16 protein-coding genes are annotated in these 18,149 nt (G+C 72.9%); 5 read left to right on the plus strand and 11 right to left on the minus strand.

Translation table 11 applies throughout. From position 1 onward, the window contains the following. Positions 1-549: 549 nt before the first annotated feature. A complete protein-coding gene (gene ctrA / locus HPY23_RS21120; protein ID WP_060848866.1) occupies positions 550-1,251 on the minus strand; it encodes a response regulator transcription factor CtrA in 702 nt (233 codons plus the stop codon). 432 nt (positions 1,252-1,683) lie between these two features. Here ctrA and fliI point away from each other — a divergent pair, with 432 nt between their 5' ends. Both fliI and fliJ read left to right on the plus strand, forming a co-directional pair. After that, on the plus strand, positions 1,684-3,024 hold the full coding sequence (gene fliI / locus HPY23_RS21125; RefSeq protein ID WP_244537599.1) for a flagellar protein export ATPase FliI: 1,341 nt from the start codon (positions 1,684-1,686) through the stop codon (positions 3,022-3,024). Positions 3,025-3,113: 89 nt separating this feature from the next. After that, the gene (gene fliJ, locus HPY23_RS21130; protein ID WP_060848864.1) at positions 3,114-3,521 is read left to right on the plus strand and encodes a flagellar export protein FliJ; all 408 of its coding nucleotides are present in this window, start codon (positions 3,114-3,116) and stop codon (positions 3,519-3,521) included. 157 nt (positions 3,522-3,678) lie between these two features. On the opposite strand, the gene deoA is transcribed toward fliJ, so the two are convergent. Genes deoA through HPY23_RS21145 form a run of 3 tightly spaced genes read right to left on the minus strand, consistent with a single transcriptional unit; the run spans position 3,679 to position 6,241 of the window. Continuing rightward, the gene (gene deoA, locus HPY23_RS21135) at positions 3,679-4,992 is read right to left on the minus strand and encodes a thymidine phosphorylase (RefSeq protein WP_091887547.1); all 1,314 of its coding nucleotides are present in this window, start codon (positions 4,990-4,992) and stop codon (positions 3,679-3,681) included. A gap of 23 nt (positions 4,993-5,015) precedes the next feature. After that, entirely contained in the window at positions 5,016-5,846 is an 831-nt protein-coding gene (locus HPY23_RS21140) for a purine-nucleoside phosphorylase (protein WP_091887545.1), read from the minus strand. After that, positions 5,843-6,241 carry a cytidine deaminase gene (locus HPY23_RS21145; RefSeq protein WP_091887543.1) on the minus strand — a complete coding sequence of 133 codons (399 nt, stop codon included), beginning with the start codon at positions 6,239-6,241 and terminating at the stop codon, positions 5,843-5,845. Before HPY23_RS21145 ends, HPY23_RS21140 begins: the two co-directional genes overlap by 4 nt. 128 nt (positions 6,242-6,369) lie before the next feature. Between HPY23_RS21145 and HPY23_RS21150 the strand changes: the two genes are divergently transcribed. After that, positions 6,370-6,591, plus strand: coding sequence for a DUF2093 domain-containing protein (locus HPY23_RS21150; RefSeq protein ID WP_091887540.1), 222 nt, complete (start codon positions 6,370-6,372; stop codon positions 6,589-6,591). Here the strand turns inward: HPY23_RS21150 and lpxK are convergent. The 3 genes from lpxK to HPY23_RS21165 are packed head-to-tail and all read right to left on the minus strand — an operon-like array spanning position 6,577 to position 9,643. Further along, positions 6,577-7,569: a tetraacyldisaccharide 4'-kinase gene (gene lpxK / locus HPY23_RS21155; RefSeq protein ID WP_091887538.1), complete on the minus strand. Its 993-nt coding sequence runs from the start codon at positions 7,567-7,569 to the stop codon at positions 6,577-6,579. The genes HPY23_RS21150 and lpxK overlap by 15 nt on opposite strands. Next, positions 7,566-8,900, minus strand: coding sequence for a 3-deoxy-D-manno-octulosonic acid transferase (locus HPY23_RS21160; RefSeq protein ID WP_091887536.1), 1,335 nt, complete (start codon positions 8,898-8,900; stop codon positions 7,566-7,568). Before HPY23_RS21160 ends, lpxK begins: the two co-directional genes overlap by 4 nt. After that, positions 8,897-9,643, minus strand: coding sequence for a lysophospholipid acyltransferase family protein (locus HPY23_RS21165; protein WP_091887534.1), 747 nt, complete (start codon positions 9,641-9,643; stop codon positions 8,897-8,899). The genes HPY23_RS21160 and HPY23_RS21165 overlap by 4 nt, the downstream gene beginning before the upstream one ends. A 742-nt stretch (positions 9,644-10,385) precedes the next feature. On the opposite strand from HPY23_RS21165, the gene mbfA reads away from it, so the two are divergent. Both mbfA and glcF read left to right on the plus strand, forming a co-directional pair. Beyond that, positions 10,386-11,354 (plus strand): iron exporter MbfA, encoded by a 969-nt coding sequence (gene mbfA / locus HPY23_RS21170; protein WP_091887625.1) that lies wholly within the window; start codon positions 10,386-10,388, stop codon positions 11,352-11,354. A 175-nt stretch (positions 11,355-11,529) separates the two neighbouring features. Further along, positions 11,530-12,873 (plus strand): glycolate oxidase subunit GlcF, encoded by a 1,344-nt coding sequence (glcF, locus tag HPY23_RS21175; protein WP_091887532.1) that lies wholly within the window; start codon positions 11,530-11,532, stop codon positions 12,871-12,873. A gap of 45 nt (positions 12,874-12,918) precedes the next feature. Here glcF and HPY23_RS21180 read toward each other — a convergent pair whose 3' ends face one another. The 4 genes from HPY23_RS21180 to HPY23_RS21195 all read right to left on the minus strand — a co-directional run bounded on the left by HPY23_RS21180 (position 12,919) and on the right by HPY23_RS21195 (position 17,846). Then, entirely contained in the window at positions 12,919-13,845 is a 927-nt protein-coding gene (locus HPY23_RS21180) for a DMT family transporter (RefSeq protein WP_244533378.1), read from the minus strand. A gap of 44 nt (positions 13,846-13,889) precedes the next feature. After that, positions 13,890-15,161, minus strand: a complete 1,272-nt coding sequence (locus tag HPY23_RS21185) for an arsenic transporter (protein WP_091887530.1) — start codon at positions 15,159-15,161, stop codon at positions 13,890-13,892. 256 nt (positions 15,162-15,417) lie between these two features. After that, entirely contained in the window at positions 15,418-16,509 is a 1,092-nt protein-coding gene (locus HPY23_RS21190) for a metallophosphoesterase family protein (RefSeq protein ID WP_091887528.1), read from the minus strand. 8 nt (positions 16,510-16,517) lie between these two features. After that, positions 16,518-17,846 (minus strand): MFS transporter, encoded by a 1,329-nt coding sequence (locus HPY23_RS21195; protein WP_060848854.1) that lies wholly within the window; start codon positions 17,844-17,846, stop codon positions 16,518-16,520. Between the last annotated feature and the right edge of the window lie 303 nt (positions 17,847-18,149).

Consider the following 18,149-nt stretch of genomic DNA (forward strand, 5'->3'; position numbering starts at 1 on the left):
CGCTCCGAGCGCGGCCGCCGCGCTCGCCGGCCTGCGCTGGGCCTCGCGCTGACGGATCGGCCCCGCGGCCCGGGACCGCGAGCCCGCGAGGATCGGTCCACCGGTCCTCGCGTCTCGCCGCGGCCATGACGAGCCGGCCGGCGATCCCCTCCGGACGGCGCGGCCGGAGCCCGGCACAGCTTGGCGCAAGGCGGGACAGGAAAGATCGTCCTGCCCCACGATCCTCCCGCTCAGGGTCTCGCGTCTTCCTCGTCCGCTCCCGCCAATCGGTCGGGTTCCCGGCGTCGGCCGCTGTCGTGCTGCGATCCTGGAGCCGCCGCCGTCCGCCCTGCGGCACGAGGGCCTCTTACTGTCGCCGCCGACCGGCCGGAGGCTCGGCTCGCCGCTCCCGAGATGCCGGCTCCGTCCTGCCAGGCGCGGGCTGGACGGGCGCGCGGCCGGTCGTACACGGCCCCGCCCCGTCGATGTCCCGATTGTCTCCAGGCACAAAAAAACCCCGCCGGAGCGGGGTTCTTTGGTCCGTTCCGTCCCCCAGGGGGGATCGGACGGTCAGACCGCGATGCGGTTCTCTTCCTCGGTCGGCTCGCGCAGCACGTAGCCGCGGCCCCAGACCGTCTCGATGTAGTTCTTGCCCTGGCTGGCATTCGCGAGCTTCTTGCGGAGCTTGCAGATGAACACGTCGATGATCTTCAGCTCCGGCTCGTCCATGCCGCCGTAGAGATGGTTGAGGAACATCTCCTTGGTCAGCGTGGTGCCCTTGCGCAGGCTGAGGAGCTCCAGCATCTGGTACTCCTTGCCGGTGAGATGCACTCGGGCGCCCGATACCTCGACGGTCTTCTGGTCGAGGTTCACGATCAGGTCGCCGGTGGTGATCACCGACTGCGCGTGGCCCTTCGACCGGCGCACGATCGCGTGGATTCTCGCGACCAGTTCATCTTTGTGGAAAGGTTTGGTGAGGTAATCATCGGCACCGAACCCGAGGCCCTTCACCTTGTCCTCGATCCCGGCCATGCCGGAGAGGATCAGGATCGGGGTCTTGACCTTCGCCACCCGGAGGGAGCGCAGAACCTCGTAGCCCGACATGTCGGGCAGGTTCAGGTCGAGCAGGATGATGTCGTAGTCGTACAGCTTCCCGAGATCGACACCTTCCTCGCCGAGGTCGGTCGTATACGTGTTGAAGTTTTCGGACTTGAGCATCAACTCGATGCTCTGCGCTGTCGCGCTGTCGTCCTCGATCAGAAGTACCCGCATCTCAGGTCCCCAAGCCCTGGCCCTCAAGGGTTAAGGCAAGCCCCCGCCGCCCGTCTCCCACCGGCCCGTGGGGGACGCCCGTTGTCTTCCGAACCGCGACGCTATGCCTTAACGGTTAACAAACCCTGTTCACGTCCCGCAAGCAGTTATGAAACCGCGTGACGGGCAGGGCCCTTGCGGGTTTGCGTTCCGTTCCGGCCGAATCGCGACACCATACCCGCATCCCGCCTCGCCGGGCCGGCTAAATGGCTCCCGCCATTGACGCCCGCCCGTGATGTTGCGTCCGCGCCACGCCCCCGGAGAACCTCCGGGAGCCCGCCGTGGATCCCATCTGCCTCAGTGTTAAGGAGAGGGGTAAATGGATCGTTGATGGAATCCGGCAATGGCAGCGGCAGGGATCGGGAAACCGCTTCGTATCAACAGGATGCTGCCGTGACCGGCCCGGGGCGCCTCGATGTCGCCCGCGCCGCGCTGGCCGGCATCGACGAGGTCGAGACGTTCGGCCGGGTCGTCGCGGTGCGGGGCCTGCTCGTCGAGGTCGCCGGCCCGGTCGCGGCGATGCGGCTCGGCGGCCGGCTCGACGTGGTGGTGGACGAGGCCGCCGGCACCGCCGTCCCGTGCGAGATCATCGGCTTCTCCGGCCCCCACGCGCTCGCGATGCCGTTCGGCTCGCTCCAGGGGGTGCGCCGCGGCTGCCCGGCCCGGGTTCGGGGGGAGGGGGCGGGCGCGATCCGGCCGAGCCGGGCCTGGCTCGGCCGCGTGATCGACGCGCTCGGCCGCCCGATCGACGGCAAGGGCCCGCTGCCGCCCGGCCCGCTGCCCTACGGCCTCCGGGCCGATCCGCCCCCCGCCCATGCCCGCCGCCGCGTCGGCCCGCCCCTCGATCTCGGGGTGCGCTGCCTCAACACCTTCCTGACGATGTGCGCGGGCCAGCGCATGGGCATCTTCGCCGGCTCCGGCGTCGGCAAGTCGGTGCTGCTCTCGATGCTGGCGCGCTACACCGCCGCCGACGTCGCGGTGATCGGCCTCGTCGGCGAGCGCGGCCGCGAGGTGCAGGAATTCCTCCAGGACGACCTCGGGGAGGAGGGCCTCGCCCGCTCGGTCGTGGTGGTGGCGACCTCCGACGAGCCGGCGCTGATGCGCCGCAACGCCGCCTACGTCACCTTCGCCCTCGCCGAGCACTTCCGCGACCATGGCGCGCAGGTGCTGTGCATGGTCGATTCGATCACCCGCTTCGCCATGGCCCAACGCGACATCGGGCTCGCCGCCGGCGAGCCGCCGACCGCCAAGGGCTACACGCCGACCGTGTTCTCCGAGCTGCCGCGCCTCCTCGAGCGGGCCGGGCCCGGCACCGGGGACGGCGCGATCACCGGCCTGTTCACCGTGCTGGTCGAGGGCGACGACCACAACGAGCCGGTGGCCGACGCGGTGCGGGGCATCCTCGACGGGCACATCGTGATGGAGCGCGCCATCGCCGAGCGCGGCCGCTACCCGGCAATCAACGTGCTGCGCTCGGTCTCCCGCACCATGCCGCGCTCGTGCGACCCGGACTACCTCGAGGTAGTCCGCCGCGCCCGCCGGGTGCTCTCGACCTATGCCGACATGGAGGAGCTGATCCGGCTCGGCGCCTACCGCCCCGGCAGCTCGCAGGAGGTCGACGAGGCCATCGGCCTGATGCCCGATCTGGAGGCTTTTCTGGGGCAGGGTAAGGAAGAAGCAACCTCCATCCGCGAGGGTTATGAGCGCCTCGCCGCGATCGTCGGCGGGCCGTGAGGGTGGGCCGGGCCGCCCGCCCTGCGGCCTCGTGAAGGCGCGCGACGGGCGAGGCTCGGCCGCATGCCGCTGGCGGGAGTGGAGTAACAATGAAATCGCGGGACACGCTCATCCGGCTGCGCCGCTTCCAGGCCGACGAGAAGCGCCGCAAGGTCGCGCAAATCGAGGCGATGATCGCCGATTTCGCCCGCATGGCCGCCGACCTCGACCGTGAGATCGGCCAGGAGGAGCAGCGGGCCGGGATCTCCGACCCCGCCCATTTCGCCTACCCGACCTATGCCCGCGCCGCCGCCCAGCGCCGCGACAACATCCGCCGCTCCGCCCAGGATCTCGACGTGCAGCTCGCCGAGGCCAAGGCGGCCCTCGCCGAGGCGTTCGAGGAGCTGAAGAAGGTCGAGATCCTCGACGACCGCGAGCGCTCGGGCGAGCGCGTCGCCGAGAATGCCCGCGACCAGGCCAGCATGGACGCGATCGGGCTCGGCCGCGCCCGGGCCTGAGAAGGGGCCGGCGGAGGGCCGGCTCGCCCCACCTCGGGGCGTCCGGCGTAAGGTTTCGCGATGAAAGCGCATGACCCTCTTCCGGACGGCGGAGGAGGCAGGCACGCCGTGTTGTCATCACCCGCCCCGTGGGCTGGGCGCCTGGCGTAGGGACGGGTCAGCCGACCCGCTCCAGGATCACCTCCCTGGCGGGCGGGGCATCCCCGCCGATCCGATAAGCCGCGACGACCGCCGCCTCGGCGCGATCCGCCTCCGCTTCGCTCCGCGCATGCACGATCGCGAGCGGCCGCTCCGGCCCGACCTCGTCTCCCAGAGCCGCCAGGTCGGTGAGGCCGACCCCGTGGTCGATCGGGTCCTGCGGCCGGGTCCGGCCGCCGCCGAGGCCGATCACCGCGACGCCGATGTCCCGGGTGGCGATGGCCTGGACGCGGCCCGCCCGCGGCGCGGGAATCGCCCGCACCAAAGCGGCGCGGGGCAGGTGGCGCTCCGGCGCCGCGATCAGGTCGGCGGGTCCGCCGAGCGCCGTCACCATCCCGGAAAACACCTCCGCCGCGCGGCCCGAGGCCAGGCTGTCCTCCAGCCGGGCGGTCGCGTCGGCGAGGTCGGGGCTCAAGCCCCCGAGGACCAGCATCTCGGCGCCGAGCGCCACCGTCACGGCGTGGAAGCGCGGCTCGCGCCGGCGGCCGGCCAGGTAGTCGAGGGCATACGCGACTTCGACGGCGTTCCCGGCGGCCGAGGCCAGGGGCTGGTCCATGTCGGTGAGGAGCGCCCGGGTCGGCAGGCCGGCGCCGTTGGCCACCGTCACCAGGCTCTCGGCGAGGCCCCGTGCCTCCTCGGTGCGGGCCATGAAGGCGCCGGAACCCGCCTTCACGTCCATGACGAGGCCCTGCAAGCCGGCCGCGAGCTTCTTCGACAGGATCGAGGCGGTGATCAGGTCGAGGGATTCGACCGTGCCGGTGACGTCCCGGATGGCGTAGAGCCGCCGGTCGGCGGGGGCGAGGTCCGGGGTCTGGCCGATCACCGCGCAGCCGACCTCCCGGGTGACGTGCCGGAACAGGTCGATGTCGGGCGCCGTGGTGTAGCCCGGGATGCTGTCGAGCTTGTCGAGGGTGCCGCCGGTATGGCCGAGGCCGCGGCCCGAGATCATCGGCACGTAGCCGCCGCAGGCCGCGACCATCGCGGCGAGCGGCAGGCTCACCGTGTCGCCGACGCCGCCGGTCGAGTGCTTGTCGAGGACCGGGCCCGGCAGGTCCCAGTCGAGGACGGTGCCGGAGCGGGTCATCGCCCGGGTGAGCGCGACGCGCTCGGGCAGCGACAGGCCGCGGAAGAAGACCGCCATGGCGAAGGCCGCCGCCTGGCCCTCGGTCACCCGCCCGTCGGTCAGCCCGGCGATGAAGGCCTCGAGGGCGTCGTCCGGGAGCGCCTGCCCGTCGCGCTTGAGGCGGATCAGTTCCTGCGGCAGCAGCGTCATGGATAGGATCCCGGAAGAGAGCGTCAGAGGTCGCCGGAGAGGAGCGCCGCGACGAGGCGCCCGACATCGTCGGCGGCCTCTTCGGCGACGCGCTTGGTCTCGGCGTGGTGGGGCGCGCCGATTCCGGTCCCGGCCTCGAACCCGGCGGCGTAGTTCGTCACCAGCGACAGGGCCGCGACCCTGAGGCCGAAGAACCGGGCGAGGATCACCTCCGGCACCGTCGACATGCCGACGAGGTCGGCGCCGAGCGCCTTAGCCATGCGGATCTCCGCCGGCGTCTCGAAGCTCGGGCCCGAGAACCAGGCGTAGACGCCCTCCGCCAACGGCACGCCGCAAGCCCGCGCCGCTCGCTTCAGCGCCGCGCGCAGGGCCGGATCGTAGGCGTCCACCATCGGCACGAAGCGGGCGTCGGACGCCTCGCCGTAGAGCGGGTTCATGCCCGACAGGTTGACGTGGTCGGTGACGAGGGCGAGGCGGCCGGGCCCGGCCTCGGGTAGGAGCGAGCCGGCGGCGTTGGTGAGGAGCAGCGGCGGGGCGCCGAGCGCCGCCACCAGCCCGACCGGCACCCGCATCGCGGCGGCGTCGCCGTGCTCGTAGGCGTGGGCGCGGCCCTGGAACAGCAGCACCCGGCGCCCCGAGAGGCGCCCGGCCACCAGCCGCCCGGCATGGCCCGAGACGCCGGAGGCGGGAAAGTGCGGGATCTCGCCGTAGGGCAGGGCGACCGCCTCGGTGAGCCGCCCGGCCAGGGGCCCGAGCCCGGTGCCGGCCACGAGGGCGAGGGCGAAGGGCTCGTCTCCGAGGCGGGCCCGCACATAAGCGGCCGCCGCGGCGATGCGGGGATCGCTCTCGCTCACGCGAGGTTGTCCGGCCCGAACGAGGCGGGCAGCAGCTCGTCGAGGGTGAAGGTCCGGCGCAGCCCCTCCGGCCCGGCGACGTGGATCGGCGTGTCGGGGCCGGCGAATTCGCGGATGCGCTGGCGGCAGGCGCCGCAGGGGGTGACCAGCGCCGCGCCGTCGCCGAGCACCAGGATCGCGGCGATGCGCCGGCCGCCGGCCGCCACCATCGCGGCGATCGCCCCGGCTTCCGCGCAGGTGCCGACCGGGTAGGCGGCGTTCTCGACGTTGCAGCCGGCATGCACCGCCCCGGCCTCGTCCAGGACGGCGGAGCCGACGCGGAAGCGCGAATAGGGGGCGTGGGCGCGGCCCTGGACCGCGCGGGCGGCGGAAAACAGGGTGTCGATCGGGTCCATCCCGGCTCCGGCTGCGTGACGGCGAGACCCGATCATGGCCGGACCGGCGCCCGCCGTCGAGCCCGTCGACAAGCCGGTGCGGTGGTCTTAAACCCGTCGTCTTTCCAAGAGGCGAGGGATCCGGGGCGATGCTGGGACGGTTCGAGCGCAACGGGTCCGGCGAGGCCGTCGTCGAGTACGGCGACAGCAACCTGCGGGTGGTGAAGCCCGGCCGTTTCGTGCGCTGCGGCGTGACCGGCGTCGAGATCCCGCTCGATGTCCTGCGCTACTGGAGCGTGGCGCGCCAGGAGGCTTACGCCGATCCCGACGCCGTGATGGTGCGCCTGCGCCAGGACTCACGGGCCGGGTAGCGGTCGGAGCCGCCGCAGCAGCGCGGCGAGCGCCTCCGGCTCGTCGAGGGCCAGCACCACCGGCAGCGTCGCCACCGGCAGGTCGTCCGGCAGGCGCACCCGGTCCTTCTCGGTCGTCACCAGGAGAAGGTTTGCCCGCGCCGCGTCCGCGACGAGGCCCGCGACCTCCGCGGCCGTGAAGGCGTGGTGGTCCGGGAAGGCCCGGGTCTCGCGTATCTCCGCCCCGATCTCGCGCAGGCTCGCGAAGAACTTTTGCGGCCGCCCGATCCCCGCGAAGGCCAGGACCGGGCGTCCCGCCAGCGCCGCGGCGGCCGCCGGATCGGGCACCAGCCGGCCGCGAAGCGCCGGCAGCCCGCGTGCCCGCGCCTCGGCCAGGATCCGCGCACCCGGTGCCCCCTCGCCGATCACCAGGGCGGCGTGGATGCGGGGCCATTGCGCGGCGGCCGGCGCCCGCAGCGGACCCGCCGGGAAGACCCGGCCGTTGCCGAGCCCCACGGCGCCGTCGAACACCGCGATGGACAGATCCTTGGCGAGGCCCGGGTTCTGCAGCCCGTCATCCATCACCACCACGTCGGCGCCATCCGCCAGGCAGGTCTGCGCGCCCGCCACCCGGTCGCGGGCGACGAAAGCCGGGCCGGCGCGGGCCAGCAGCAGCGGCTCGTCGCCGACCTGCGCCGCGCCGTGCCGGGCGGGATCGACCCGCACGGGACCGGTCAGGCTGCCGCCGTAACCTCGGCTCAGGAAGGCCGGGCGCCGGCCGAGGTCGCGCAGCAGGACCGCCACCGCCAGCGCCGTCGGCGTCTTGCCGGTGCCACCGAGGGAGAAGTTGCCGACGCAGACCACGGGGGCGGGCACCCGGGTGCCCGCCCGCGCCATCCGGCTGGCGCAGAGCGCCCCGTAGACGTGACCGATCGGCGCCAGCAGCCGGGCCGCCGGGCCCGGCGTCTCGTGCCACCAGAAGCCCGGCGCCTGACTCACGAGGCGAACCGCCCGGCGATGATCAGCTGGCAGATGAAGGGCTCGAGCGCCGCCATCGCCCGGTCGGTGGCGCCGCCGGCCGCCTCGATCGCCGCCGCGCCGGCCCGGGCCATCGCCCGGCGGCCGTCCGGATCGCCGAGCAGCCCGTCGACCGCCGCCGTCAGTTCCTGCCCGTCCCGGACCGTCCGGGCGCCGCCGGCACGCTCGAGGGCGCCGTAGACCTGGGCGAAGTTGCGCACATGCGGCCCGTTCAGGATCGCCGCGCCGAGGCGGGCCGGCTCGATCGGGTTCTGGCCGCCGTGCCGGGCGAGCGAGCCGCCGACGAAGACGAGCGGGCACAGGCGGTAGAACAGGCCGAGCTCGCCGACCGTGTCGGCGACGTAGAGATCGACCTTGTCGTGCGGCTGCCCGCCGGTGGCGCGGCGCCCGACCCGCAGCCCCGCGGCGGCGGCCTGGGCCGCCACCTCCGCCCCCCGGTCCGGATGGCGCGGCACCACGATGGTGAGGAGGCCCGGATGCGTCCGCGCCAGCGCCCGGTGGACCGCGGCGGCGGCGGCCTCCTCGCCCGGGTGGGTCGAGGCGGCGAGCCAGACCGGACGGCCCTGCGTCACGCCCTGGAGCTGGCGCAGCGCCTCGGGCTCCGCCGGGGGCGGGCCCGCATCGAATTTCAGGTTGCCGCCGGTCTCGACCCGGGGCGCGCCGAGGCGGGCGAAGCGCTCCGCCTCCTCCCGGCTCTGGGCGAGGCAGAGCGCGACCCGCGACAGCAGCGCGCGGGCGACCGCCGGGGTGCGCCCCCAGCCGCGGGCCGAGCGCTCGGACATCCGCCCGTTCACCAGGATCAGCGGCACCCCGCGGGCGTGCAGCGCCAGGATGGTGTTGGGCCACAGTTCCGATTCGGCGACGAGGGCGAGGTCCGGCTGCCAATGGTCGAGGAAGCGGGCAACGTAGCGCGGCGCGTCGAGGGGCACGAACTGGTGCAGCGCCCCCGGCGGCAGCCGCCGCGCCAGCAGTTCGGCCGAGGTGCGGGTGCCGGAGGTGACGAGAACCGTGAAGCCGCGCCGGGTCAGCCGCTCGACGAGGCCGAGGAGCGACAGGGCCTCGCCGATGCTGGCGCCGTGGGCCCAGACCAGCGGGCCCGCCGGCCGCGGCCTGCCGGGGCGGCCGGTGCGCTCGGGCAGGCGCACCGGGTCCTCCTTGCCGCGCCGGCGCCGCCAGGCGAGCAGCCCCGCGAGCGCCGGTTCGCCGGCGATCAGCCCATAATGGTAGGCGCGCAGCAGGGCCGGCAGGTCGCCGGGTCGCTGCTCGCGGGGCCGGGTCTCCTCGCGCCTCATCGGGCCGAGGCCCCCTTGCAGGTATGGCCCTTGCGGGTATGGACCGGATCGATCCGGCCGACCTGCGCGAAGGCCCGGGCATGGACTGCGTTGAGGTCGGTCTCGATGCGCAGGCGCGCCGCCTCGATCCCCGCCGCGTCGAGGTCTCGCGGCACGCTGATCGGCTCGCCGAAGGCCATCACGCCGCGGCCGAAGGGCAGGCCGAGGCTCGCCCGGTCCCAGCTGTCGAATTGCAGGTAGCGGCTCGTCACGACGGCGGTGGGCACCACCGGGCGGCCGGACATCCGCGCCAGCATCACGATGCCCTCGCCGCAGCGCCGCGACACCTTCGGCACGTCGGCGCTGAACGCCACCGACTCGCCGTCCTCCAGGGCCTTGAGGCAGCCGCGCAGGGCCTGGACCCCGCCCTTGGCCCAGATGTCGCGCGCGCGCCGCGCGCCCGAGCCGCGGATCACCCGCACGCCCATCCGCTCCAGGACCGCGGTGTTCACCCCGCCGTCGACCGAGCGCGACACCATGGTGGCGGCCCGGTCCTGCGGCCGGCGCACGAACGGCACCATCAGGTGCTGGCCGTGCCACATCGCGATGATGAAGGGCCGCAGCGGCGTGAGCCAGTCGTAGGCTCCGGGCGGATCGAGGCTGAAGCGGTTCGTGCCCTGCACCAGCTTCAGGTAGCTCGCGCCGAGGAACCCGAGGCTTTCCTGGGCGGCCCGGCTGCGGGCGATGCGGGTGACGACGCTCATCGGCAGCACTTCGTTCGGGAGGACGGGCTCTTCGGTGCGCGGCAAGAAGACCCCGCGCCGCCCCGCACCCGCGGGACGACAAGGAAGCCCGCGCGAATCCGGGCGCCGTCATGCTCCGTTCGGGCCCGCGAGGCAACCGCCGCGCGGGCGCAGATGCGGGCAGCGGCGTGCGGCAACGCACGCATTCCAAGGTGGACATGATCCCCGCGGAGAGCGGGGGAGCTACGAGCTGCGTGTCGATTCTGGTGAAGGTCGCGGGTCGATCCCCGCGTGGCGGGGGAGCCGGGCATGGCCTGATCTCCTCCGGATCGGGCGGAGGGCGATCCCCGCGTAGGCGGGGGAGCCCGCAGCTTCTGGCCGACGCTCATGCGGTTGTCGGGTCGATCCCCGCGTAGGCGGGGGAGCCGGAGATTACAGCGGTGATGCCGCGTAGCACGAGGGTCGATCCCCGCGTAGGCGGGGGAGCCCCTCCTTCGGGCGCAGAAAGACGAGAGGAAGACGGTCGATCCCCGCGTAGGCGGGGGAGCCTCTGCCAACTAACTCACTGATACCGTTCACGACGTCAAAGATGCCGTTGGGGAAGATAAGCGACCGGCGGTGTGTCAGGATGCCCGAGACCGGCCCGGCCGTCGAGGGTCATAGTCCGTGCGACGCCCGGCCCCGGATGGTGCGATGCACGCGAGCGCTTGTTTGGAATGGATCCAATCTATAGATTGGATCCATTCCAGACTGGAGCATGCCCGTGAAGGCCCTGACCGATCTTACCGAACGCGAGGTGCTGGCCCTCGCCATCGCCAGCGAGGAGGAGGATTCCCGCATCTACCGCAGCTTCGCCGAGGGCCTGCGGGCCGACCTGCCGGGCTCGGCCGGGGTGTTCGAGGCGATGGCGGAGGAGGAGGCGGGGCACCGCGACGACCTCTACGCGGCGTATCGCCAGCGCTTCGGCGAGCACCTGCCGCCCCTGCGGCGCGAGGACGTGAAGGGGTTTCCCCGCCGCCGGCCGGTCTGGTGGCAGGGGCTCGACGCGGCGCGGATGCGGCGGGAGGCGCAAGGGATGGAGGCGCAGGCCGCGGCCTTCTACGAGCGGGCGGCGGAGCTCTCCCGCGATCTCGGGGTGCGCCAGCTCTTCACCCGGCTCGCCGAGATCGAGCGCGGCCACGGCGACCGGGCCGCCTCCCTGTCGGCCGAGCAGGAGAGCGGGGACGCCGCCTCCGAGGAGGCGCGGGCGGCCCACCGCCTGTTCGTGCTGCGCTACGTCCAGCCGGGCCTCGCCGGGCTGATCGACGGTTCGGTCTCGACGCTCGCGCCGCTCTTCGCCGCCGCCTTCGCCACCCACAACAACTGGCAGACCTTCCTGGTCGGCCTCGCCGCCTCGATCGGCGCGGGCATCAGCATGGGCTTCACCGAGGCCCTGTCGGACGACGGCAGCATCACCGGGCGCGGCTCGCCCTGGCTGCGCGGCCTCGTCTGCGGCGTGATGACGACGGTCGGGGGCCTGGGCCACACGCTGCCCTACCTGGTGCCGGATTCCTGGTCGAACGCCTTCGCGATCGCCACCGTGCTGGCGGCACTGGTGGTGGTGGTCGAGCTCTGCGCGATCTCGGCGATCCGCACCCGCTACATGGAGACGCCGTTCTGGCGCGCCGCGCTCCAGGTGGTGCTCGGCGGGGTGCTGGTGCTGCTCGCCGGCGTCGCCATCGGCAGCGCCTGACGGGGAGGCGGGCGGCCTCGTGCGGCACCGTGCGCGGGGGGCGGCCACGAAAGCCGCTCCCGCCACCTTGAAAATGGTCTAGATACGAGGGAGCCGAGGGCCCGACGGAACGGCCCACCAAGAAACGTCCTCCGAGACACCGAACGTCCTCCGAGACTCCGCCCGAGGAAACGCCGTGCAGACCAGCTTCACCCCCGCGCAGCTCGCCGACCCGGCCATGGCGGCCTCGGAGAAGATCCTGCGCACCTGCGTGCATTGCGGCTTCTGCACCGCCACCTGCCCGACCTACCTGCTGCTCGGCGACGAGCTCGATTCGCCGCGCGGGCGCATCTACCTGATCAAGGACATGCTGGAGGGCGGCAAGCCGGCGAGCCCCGAGGTGGTCAAGCACGTCGACCGCTGCCTGTCGTGCCTGTCCTGCATGACCACCTGCCCGTCGGGGGTGCATTACATGCACCTCGTCGACCATGCCCGCGCCCATATCGAAGAGACCTATTCCCGTCCGGCCGAGGACCGGTTCCTGCGCGCGGTGCTGGCGCGCGTGCTGCCCTACCCGAACCGCTTCCGCCTGGCACTCCTCGGCGCCACCCTCGGCCGGCCGTTCCGGGGCATCGCCGCGAGGATGCCGAAGGTTGGCAATCGGCTGGCCGCGATGCTCGACCTCGCGCCGGCCTCGCTGCCGACCCGCTCGGCGCACGACAGGCCCGGCCGCTTCCCCGCCGCCGGCCCGCGCCGGGGCCGGGTGGCGCTCCTGCGCGGCTGCGCCCAGAGCGTCCTGCGGCCGGACTTCAACGAGGCGGCGATCCGGCTCCTGAACCGCCACGGCGTCGAGGTGGTGCAGGCCAAGGGCGAGGGCTGCTGCGGCGCGCTCACCCACCACATGGGCCAGGAGGATTCCTCGCACGCGCTGGCCCGGCGCACGATCGACGCCTGGATCGCCGAGATGGACGGCGAGGGGCTGGACGCCATCGTGGTCACGGCCTCGGGCTGCGGCACCACGATCAAGGATTACGGCTTCATGTTCCGCGACGACCCGGCCTATGCCGAGAAGGCGGCCCGGGTCGCGGGGATCGCCCGCGACGTGACCGAGTACGTGACGAGCCTCGGCCTGTCCGAGCCGGTGGTCGAGACCGACCTCGTCGTCGCCTACCACTCCGCCTGCTCGATGCAGCACGGGCAGGGCCTGCGCACCGAGCCGAAGGCGCTGCTCGCGCGCGCCGGCTTCACCGTGAAGGACGTGCCGGAGGGCCACATCTGCTGCGGCTCGGCCGGGACGTACAACATCCTGCAGCCGGAGCTGGCCGCGCATCTGCGCGCCCGCAAGGTCGCCAATATCGAGCGCGTGCGCCCCGACATGATCGCCACCGGCAACATCGGCTGCGCCACGCAGATCGGGAAGGGCACCGCGATCCCGATCGTCCACACGGTGGAACTCCTCGACTGGGCGACCGGCGGCCCGCGCCCGGCGGCCCTGGACGGGGTGGCGGACAAGCGGCCGGCGCTGGCGGCGGCGGAATAGGCGGCGACCTGCCGGACGGGCGGGTCCCGTCCGGCGCTTCCCCCGTCAGAACACCGAGATCAGCACGATCCCGCCGACCATCAGAGCGGCGCCGAGCAGCCGTGGCGGGCCGGCCTTGACCTGACGCATGCCGAGCCAGCCGAAATGGTCGAGCGCCACCGAGGTCAGGAGGTTCGCGGTGATGAGGAGCCCGTTGAGCGCGCCGGCCCCGACCTTGTCGACGAAGAGGAGGCCCGCGAACACCGCGACCGCCCCGGTGATGCCGGCGAGCGGCATCCACCAGCGCACCCCGGCCAGGTCCGCGCGCTTGGGCAGCGGCGTGGGTTTCAGCAGGAACATCAGCGCGAAGGCGAAGACGACCGGCACGAACGACACGGTGGCGGCGAGCCAGGGGTTCACCAGCGCCCCGCGCAGCTGCGAATTCCATACCACGCCGATCGCCATCAGGGCGCCCGCCACCAGGATGAACGGGTAGAGCAGCTTGCCGCTCAGGCCGTGGCCCTCGCCTTCGTCCTTCTTGCCCGCGGTCTTCGCGATGAACACCACGCCGGCCGCCATCAGGAGCCCGCCGAGCCAGGGCAGCGGCTTGAAGCCGGCGGCCTGGAGCCCGAACAGCCCGAAGGCGTCGAGGGCGAGCGAGGTGATGATGTTGGCGGTCAGGGTCAGGCCGTTGAACGGCCCGGCGCCGACCTTGTCGATGAAGGCGAGCCCGCCGAACACCGCGACCGCGCCGGCCAGCCCCCCGAGGGGGGCGTACCAGGGCATCTTCTCCAGGGTCTCGAGGGTCGGCAGCGGCGTCGGCATCACCAGGAACAGGGTGGTGAAGACGAACACGATCGGCAGGAACGACACCGTGGCGGCGAGCCACGGATTGACCATGTGCCCGCGCAGCTGCGCGTTCATCGCGTTGCCGAGCGCCTGGAGCGCACCGGCGACCAGGATGAAGGGATAGAGGAGCGCGGCGATCGACACCGGAAAAACCTTCCTGTGGGAGGGGATCAGACGAGGAGGAGCGGTCAGACGAGAAGAAGACCTGCGAGCGCCAGCGCGAGGGCCGGCGGCATCACCACCAGGCCGAGCTTGAGGAAGCTCCAGAAGCTGACGTCCTGGCCCTCGCGGCGGATGGCGGTGAGCCACAGGATGGTGGCGAGCGAGCCGGTGACCGAGAGGTTAGGCCCCAGATCGACGCCGATCAGCACGGCGCCCGCGACCTTCTCGGGGACGTGCGCGGCCTGGACCGCGGCCCCGGCGATCAGGCCCGCCGGCAGGTTGTTGACGAAGTTGCAGGCGATGGCGATGAGCGCGCCGGCGCCCCAGGCGGTCTCTGTCGGCGCGGCGGTGGCGGCCTGTTTCAGGGCGTCGGCGATCATCGCCAGCACGCCGGTCTTCTCCAGCGCCTCGACCAGCACGAACAGCCCGGCGACGAGCGGCAGCACGCTCCAGGAGACGTCCTTGACCACCTCCACGGCGCCGCTGCCGCGACGCAGCGCCAGCACGATGAGGGTGGTGGCGAGCCCCGCCACGAAGGTCGGCAGGCCGAGGTCGCGCCCGAGCGCCGAGGCGCCGATCAGCACCGCGCCGGTCGCCACGATGCCGAGGCCCGCGACGATGCCGGTGCGCGACAGCGCCGTCGCCTCGACGTCGGTGGCGACCGATTGCTGCTTGAGGGTGCCGTTCTGGGTGAGCCGCAGGACGAGGTAGGTCGTCCCGATCGCCAGCAGCGACGGCAGGCCGAACAGCGCGAGCCAGCGGGTCAGCGGCGGCATGTGCTCGGCGAAGACCACGAGGTTGGCCGGGTTCGAGATCGGCAGCACGAACGACGCCGCGTTGGCGATGAAGGCGCAGATGAACAGGTAGGGCAGCGGGTTCTCGACCTTGGCGGCCCGGGTCGCGGCATAGACCGCGGGCGTCAGCACCACCGCGCAGGCGTCGTTCGACAGGAAGACCGTGACGACCGTGCCGACGAGGTAGACCAGGGTGAAGAGCCGGGTGGCCGAACCCTTGGCGGTGCGCACCGCGATGCCGGCGAGCCAGTCGAACAGGCCCTCCTTCCGGGCGACCTCCGACATCAGCATCATGCCGACGAGGAAGAGGTAGACGTCGGTGCCCTTGAGCACGCCCTCCCAGGCGGTGCCGGCCGGCATCAGGCCGAGGAGCACGAGGGCGAGGGCGCCCGCCACCGCCCAGATCGCCTCCGGCCAGGAGAACGGGCGCACGATCACGCCGAGGGTGGCGAGGGCGGCGATCGCCCAGGTCGCGAGGTTGGGGCTGAGCGTCAGCGCGGCCATCGGGGGAGTGGTCCTGTCGTCACGGTCGGGAGGATCTGAAGGGTGTTCGGCTTGGGACCAACTGCGTTCGCGGCCCTCCCACCCGCGACCTCGTCCCGAGGTGCGAGCGAAACGAGCCTCGACGGAGGGGGCCGGGGATCACGGTGGCCTCTGGGGGCCTCCGTCGAGGCTCCCGTCGGTCGCACCTCGGGATGAGGTCGCGTGTGGGAAGGGTTTCAGCCGTTGCGGTTCGCCTCGGGAAGCGGGCGGTTCTCCCTCACCACTGCCGCCCGTTCCTGTTCGGCCCGAGCTGCGTCCCCAGGAGGCCCCGCGCCTCCCAGGCGCCGAGCGCGTCCGCGTCGCTGCCGATCCCGCGGGAGGTGGGCAGGCCGGTCGGATCGCTCGTCGGCTCGATCGCGTCGGTGTCGGTGGCGCCCGCGCCCGTCGCCCGGACCTTGATGACCCGGGCGTCCGCCGGCCAGGTGATTGTGGCCGCGTAGCAGCGTGCCCCATCCTCCCGCGCCATCGGCCGCCACGACCCGTCGTCGATGCGGTACTCCACCGTCTCGGCCGGTCCCATCACCAGGGCGCGCAGGGTCACGCTCTCGCCGACCACGTGGCCGGCGTCGCAGGCGAGGCGCCGGTCGGCGGGGGCGGTGACGAGCACGAAAGGCCAGGGGCGCGCCAGTTCCTTGAAGCGCCAGCTCACCACGCCGCCGTCGATCGCCGCGATCGCGTAGCCGACCGGGCCCTCCTCGATCTGCCCGGTCGAGCGGGTCGCCGCGTAGACGGTGCGTCCGTCATTGGCGAGCTCGTTGTAGTGGGTATGCCCCATCTCGACGAGGCGCACCGGGCCGCGATGGACGAGGTCGGCGACGCGCTCGGCTTCGCCCTCGCCCTTCAGGTCGGCCGGGTAGCTGTGCATGAACAGGGCGCAGGGCGTGTCGCCGGCTCGTTCCAGCTCGTCGGCGAGCCAGGCGACCTGGGCGGGGCCGAGGCGGAAATCCGGCCCGCCGGAGCCCGGCCCGCACATGTCGAGGAAGAGGCAGCGCACGCCGCGCATGTCGACTGCGTAGGGCAGGCGCGGTACCCCGAGCCCGTCATGGAAGGCGTCGAGGCTGCCGCCCTCCATGTCGTGGTCGCCGGTGATGACGTGGGCCGGCAGGCGGAGCCGGTCGAGGCCGGCCCGCACCAGGGCGTATTGCTCGGGGCGGCCGTTATCGGCGTTGTCCCCGGGCACGAAGATGAAGTCGAGCCCCTCCACCTCGTTCAGCTGCGCCACGATGGCGGCGAAGTCGCGGGCGTTGTCGGCTTCCGCCCCGGTGAGGTGGAGGTCGCCGATATGGGCGAAGGCGAGGGGGATCGTCATGGCCGGGCTCAGACCCCCAGAAGGGCGGGCCGACGGTTCGGTCCGGAGGGCGTGCCGGCCTGGGCCGGCTCGAAGCCCCGGGTCTCGGGCATCACCAGCAGGTAGAGGGCGAAGCCCAGGCCCGCGATGCCGGCGAGCGTCAGGAAGGCCGTCGAGTAGCCGGCCGAGACGATGATGAGCCCGGCGAGGGTCGCGCTCAACGAGGCGCCGAGGCCCTGGGCGGTCGCGACCGCGCCCTGGCTGACGTTGAACCGCCCGGTGCCGCGGGTCAGGTCAGCCACCACGATCGGAAAGAGCGCGCCGTAGACGCCGGCGCCGATGCCGTCGAGGAGCTGCACCGCCACGAGGTAGAACGGGTTGTTCGAGAAGGTGTAGAGCACGCCGCGCAGCGCCAGCACCCCGAAGGCGGCGAGGAAGATGGGCTTCCGGCCGATCGCGTCGGCCTTGTGCCCGACGAACATCGCCACCGGCACCATCACGCACTGCGCCGCCACGATGCAGATCGCGATCAGCGAGGTGGCGTTCTCCTTGCCCGACAGGTGGGTGAGGAGCTGGCCGACCGAGGTCAGCATCGCGGCGTTCGAGAGGTGGAAGATCGCGGCCAGAAGCGCGAACAGCATCAGGTACTTGTTCTGGAGGAGCGCGGTCAGGCCGGAGGGCTGCTCGCCGCCCGACTGGTCCTCGGCGCTGTCGAGGCCGCGGGCGAGGTCGTTGTCGATCGCGTCCTCCGGCACCATCAGCATCGCGCCGATCGAGAGCGCGGCGAGCACGCCCATCAGCCAGAACACCACGATCGGGCCGAACAGGTAGGCCAGCCCCCCGGCGAGCGCCGCCGAGACGGCGTTGCCGGCGTGGTTGAAGCCCTCGTTGCGGCCGATGCGCTTGGCAAAGAGCTTGGGCCCCACCACCCCGAGGGTGATGGCGGCGAGCGCCGGCGGGAAGATCGCCCCGGCGATGCCGGCGAGCGACTGGGTGGCGGCCACCGCGTAGAAGTTCGAGATGAAGGGCAGCGCCAGGCAGCTCAGGGTCACGGCGAGAGCCGCCGCGATGACGATGGTGCGCTTGTGCCGAGAACGGTCGATGAGCGCGCCGGCCGGCGTCTGGGCGATCAGGCCGGCGATGCCGGCGATCGTCATGATCATGCCGGTGGTCGCCTCGTTCCAGCCCTGGTCCGGGCCGCGCACGGCGATGAGGTAGATGGCGAGGTAGGGACCGAGGCCGTCGCGCACGTCCGCCAGGGTGAAGTTGAGCGCGTCGAGCCCCCGCAACGCCCGCCGCGACGGCTGTCGGTCGGGCGCGCCGGACCCAGAGGCAGGGAGGGATTGTGCCGTGCTCACCGTGATGTCTCCCTGAGGAAGGACGGGCCTATCCGGAGCCGAGAACCGGCGGGATCGCGAAAAGTTGCGATGCCATCGGGATTAAGCACCTGCGCGGGACGTCCGCGCCGCGCAGGTCGTCTTCAGGCGGGCCGTCCCCGGACGGCCGGGATCAGAACCGGCGCGGTGCCGGGGGCGGAGCGCCCGGGCCGCCGGGCGGCGGAGGCGGCGGAGCCGCACCGGGACCTCCGGGAAGCGGCGGAGGCGGAGGAGCCGCGCCGGGCCCACCGGGCGGCGGGGGGGGCGGCGGAGCTGCACCGGGAC

This window comes from Methylobacterium ajmalii (assembly GCF_016613415.1).
Taxonomy (GTDB): Bacteria; Pseudomonadota; Alphaproteobacteria; order Rhizobiales; family Beijerinckiaceae; genus Methylobacterium; species Methylobacterium ajmalii.

Coding starts and splice junctions, on each gene's coding strand:
- HPY23_RS21150 (WP_091887540.1), top strand. CDS start 6,370: ATGCTGGGACGGTTCGAGCGCAACGGGTCCGGCGAGGCCGTCGTCGAG.
- fliJ (WP_060848864.1), top strand. CDS start 3,114: ATGAAATCGCGGGACACGCTCATCCGGCTGCGCCGCTTCCAGGCCGAC.
- HPY23_RS21160 (WP_091887536.1), bottom strand. CDS start 8,900: ATGAGGCGCGAGGAGACCCGGCCCCGCGAGCAGCGACCCGGCGACCTG.
- HPY23_RS21165 (WP_091887534.1), bottom strand. CDS start 9,643: ATGAGCGTCGTCACCCGCATCGCCCGCAGCCGGGCCGCCCAGGAAAGC.
- HPY23_RS21190 (WP_091887528.1), bottom strand. CDS start 16,509: ATGACGATCCCCCTCGCCTTCGCCCATATCGGCGACCTCCACCTCACC.
- deoA (WP_091887547.1), bottom strand. CDS start 4,992: ATGACGCTGCTGCCGCAGGAACTGATCCGCCTCAAGCGCGACGGGCAG.
- ctrA (WP_060848866.1), bottom strand. CDS start 1,251: ATGCGGGTACTTCTGATCGAGGACGACAGCGCGACAGCGCAGAGCATC.
- HPY23_RS21145 (WP_091887543.1), bottom strand. CDS start 6,241: ATGGACCCGATCGACACCCTGTTTTCCGCCGCCCGCGCGGTCCAGGGC.
- HPY23_RS21185 (WP_091887530.1), bottom strand. CDS start 15,161: ATGGCCGCGCTGACGCTCAGCCCCAACCTCGCGACCTGGGCGATCGCC.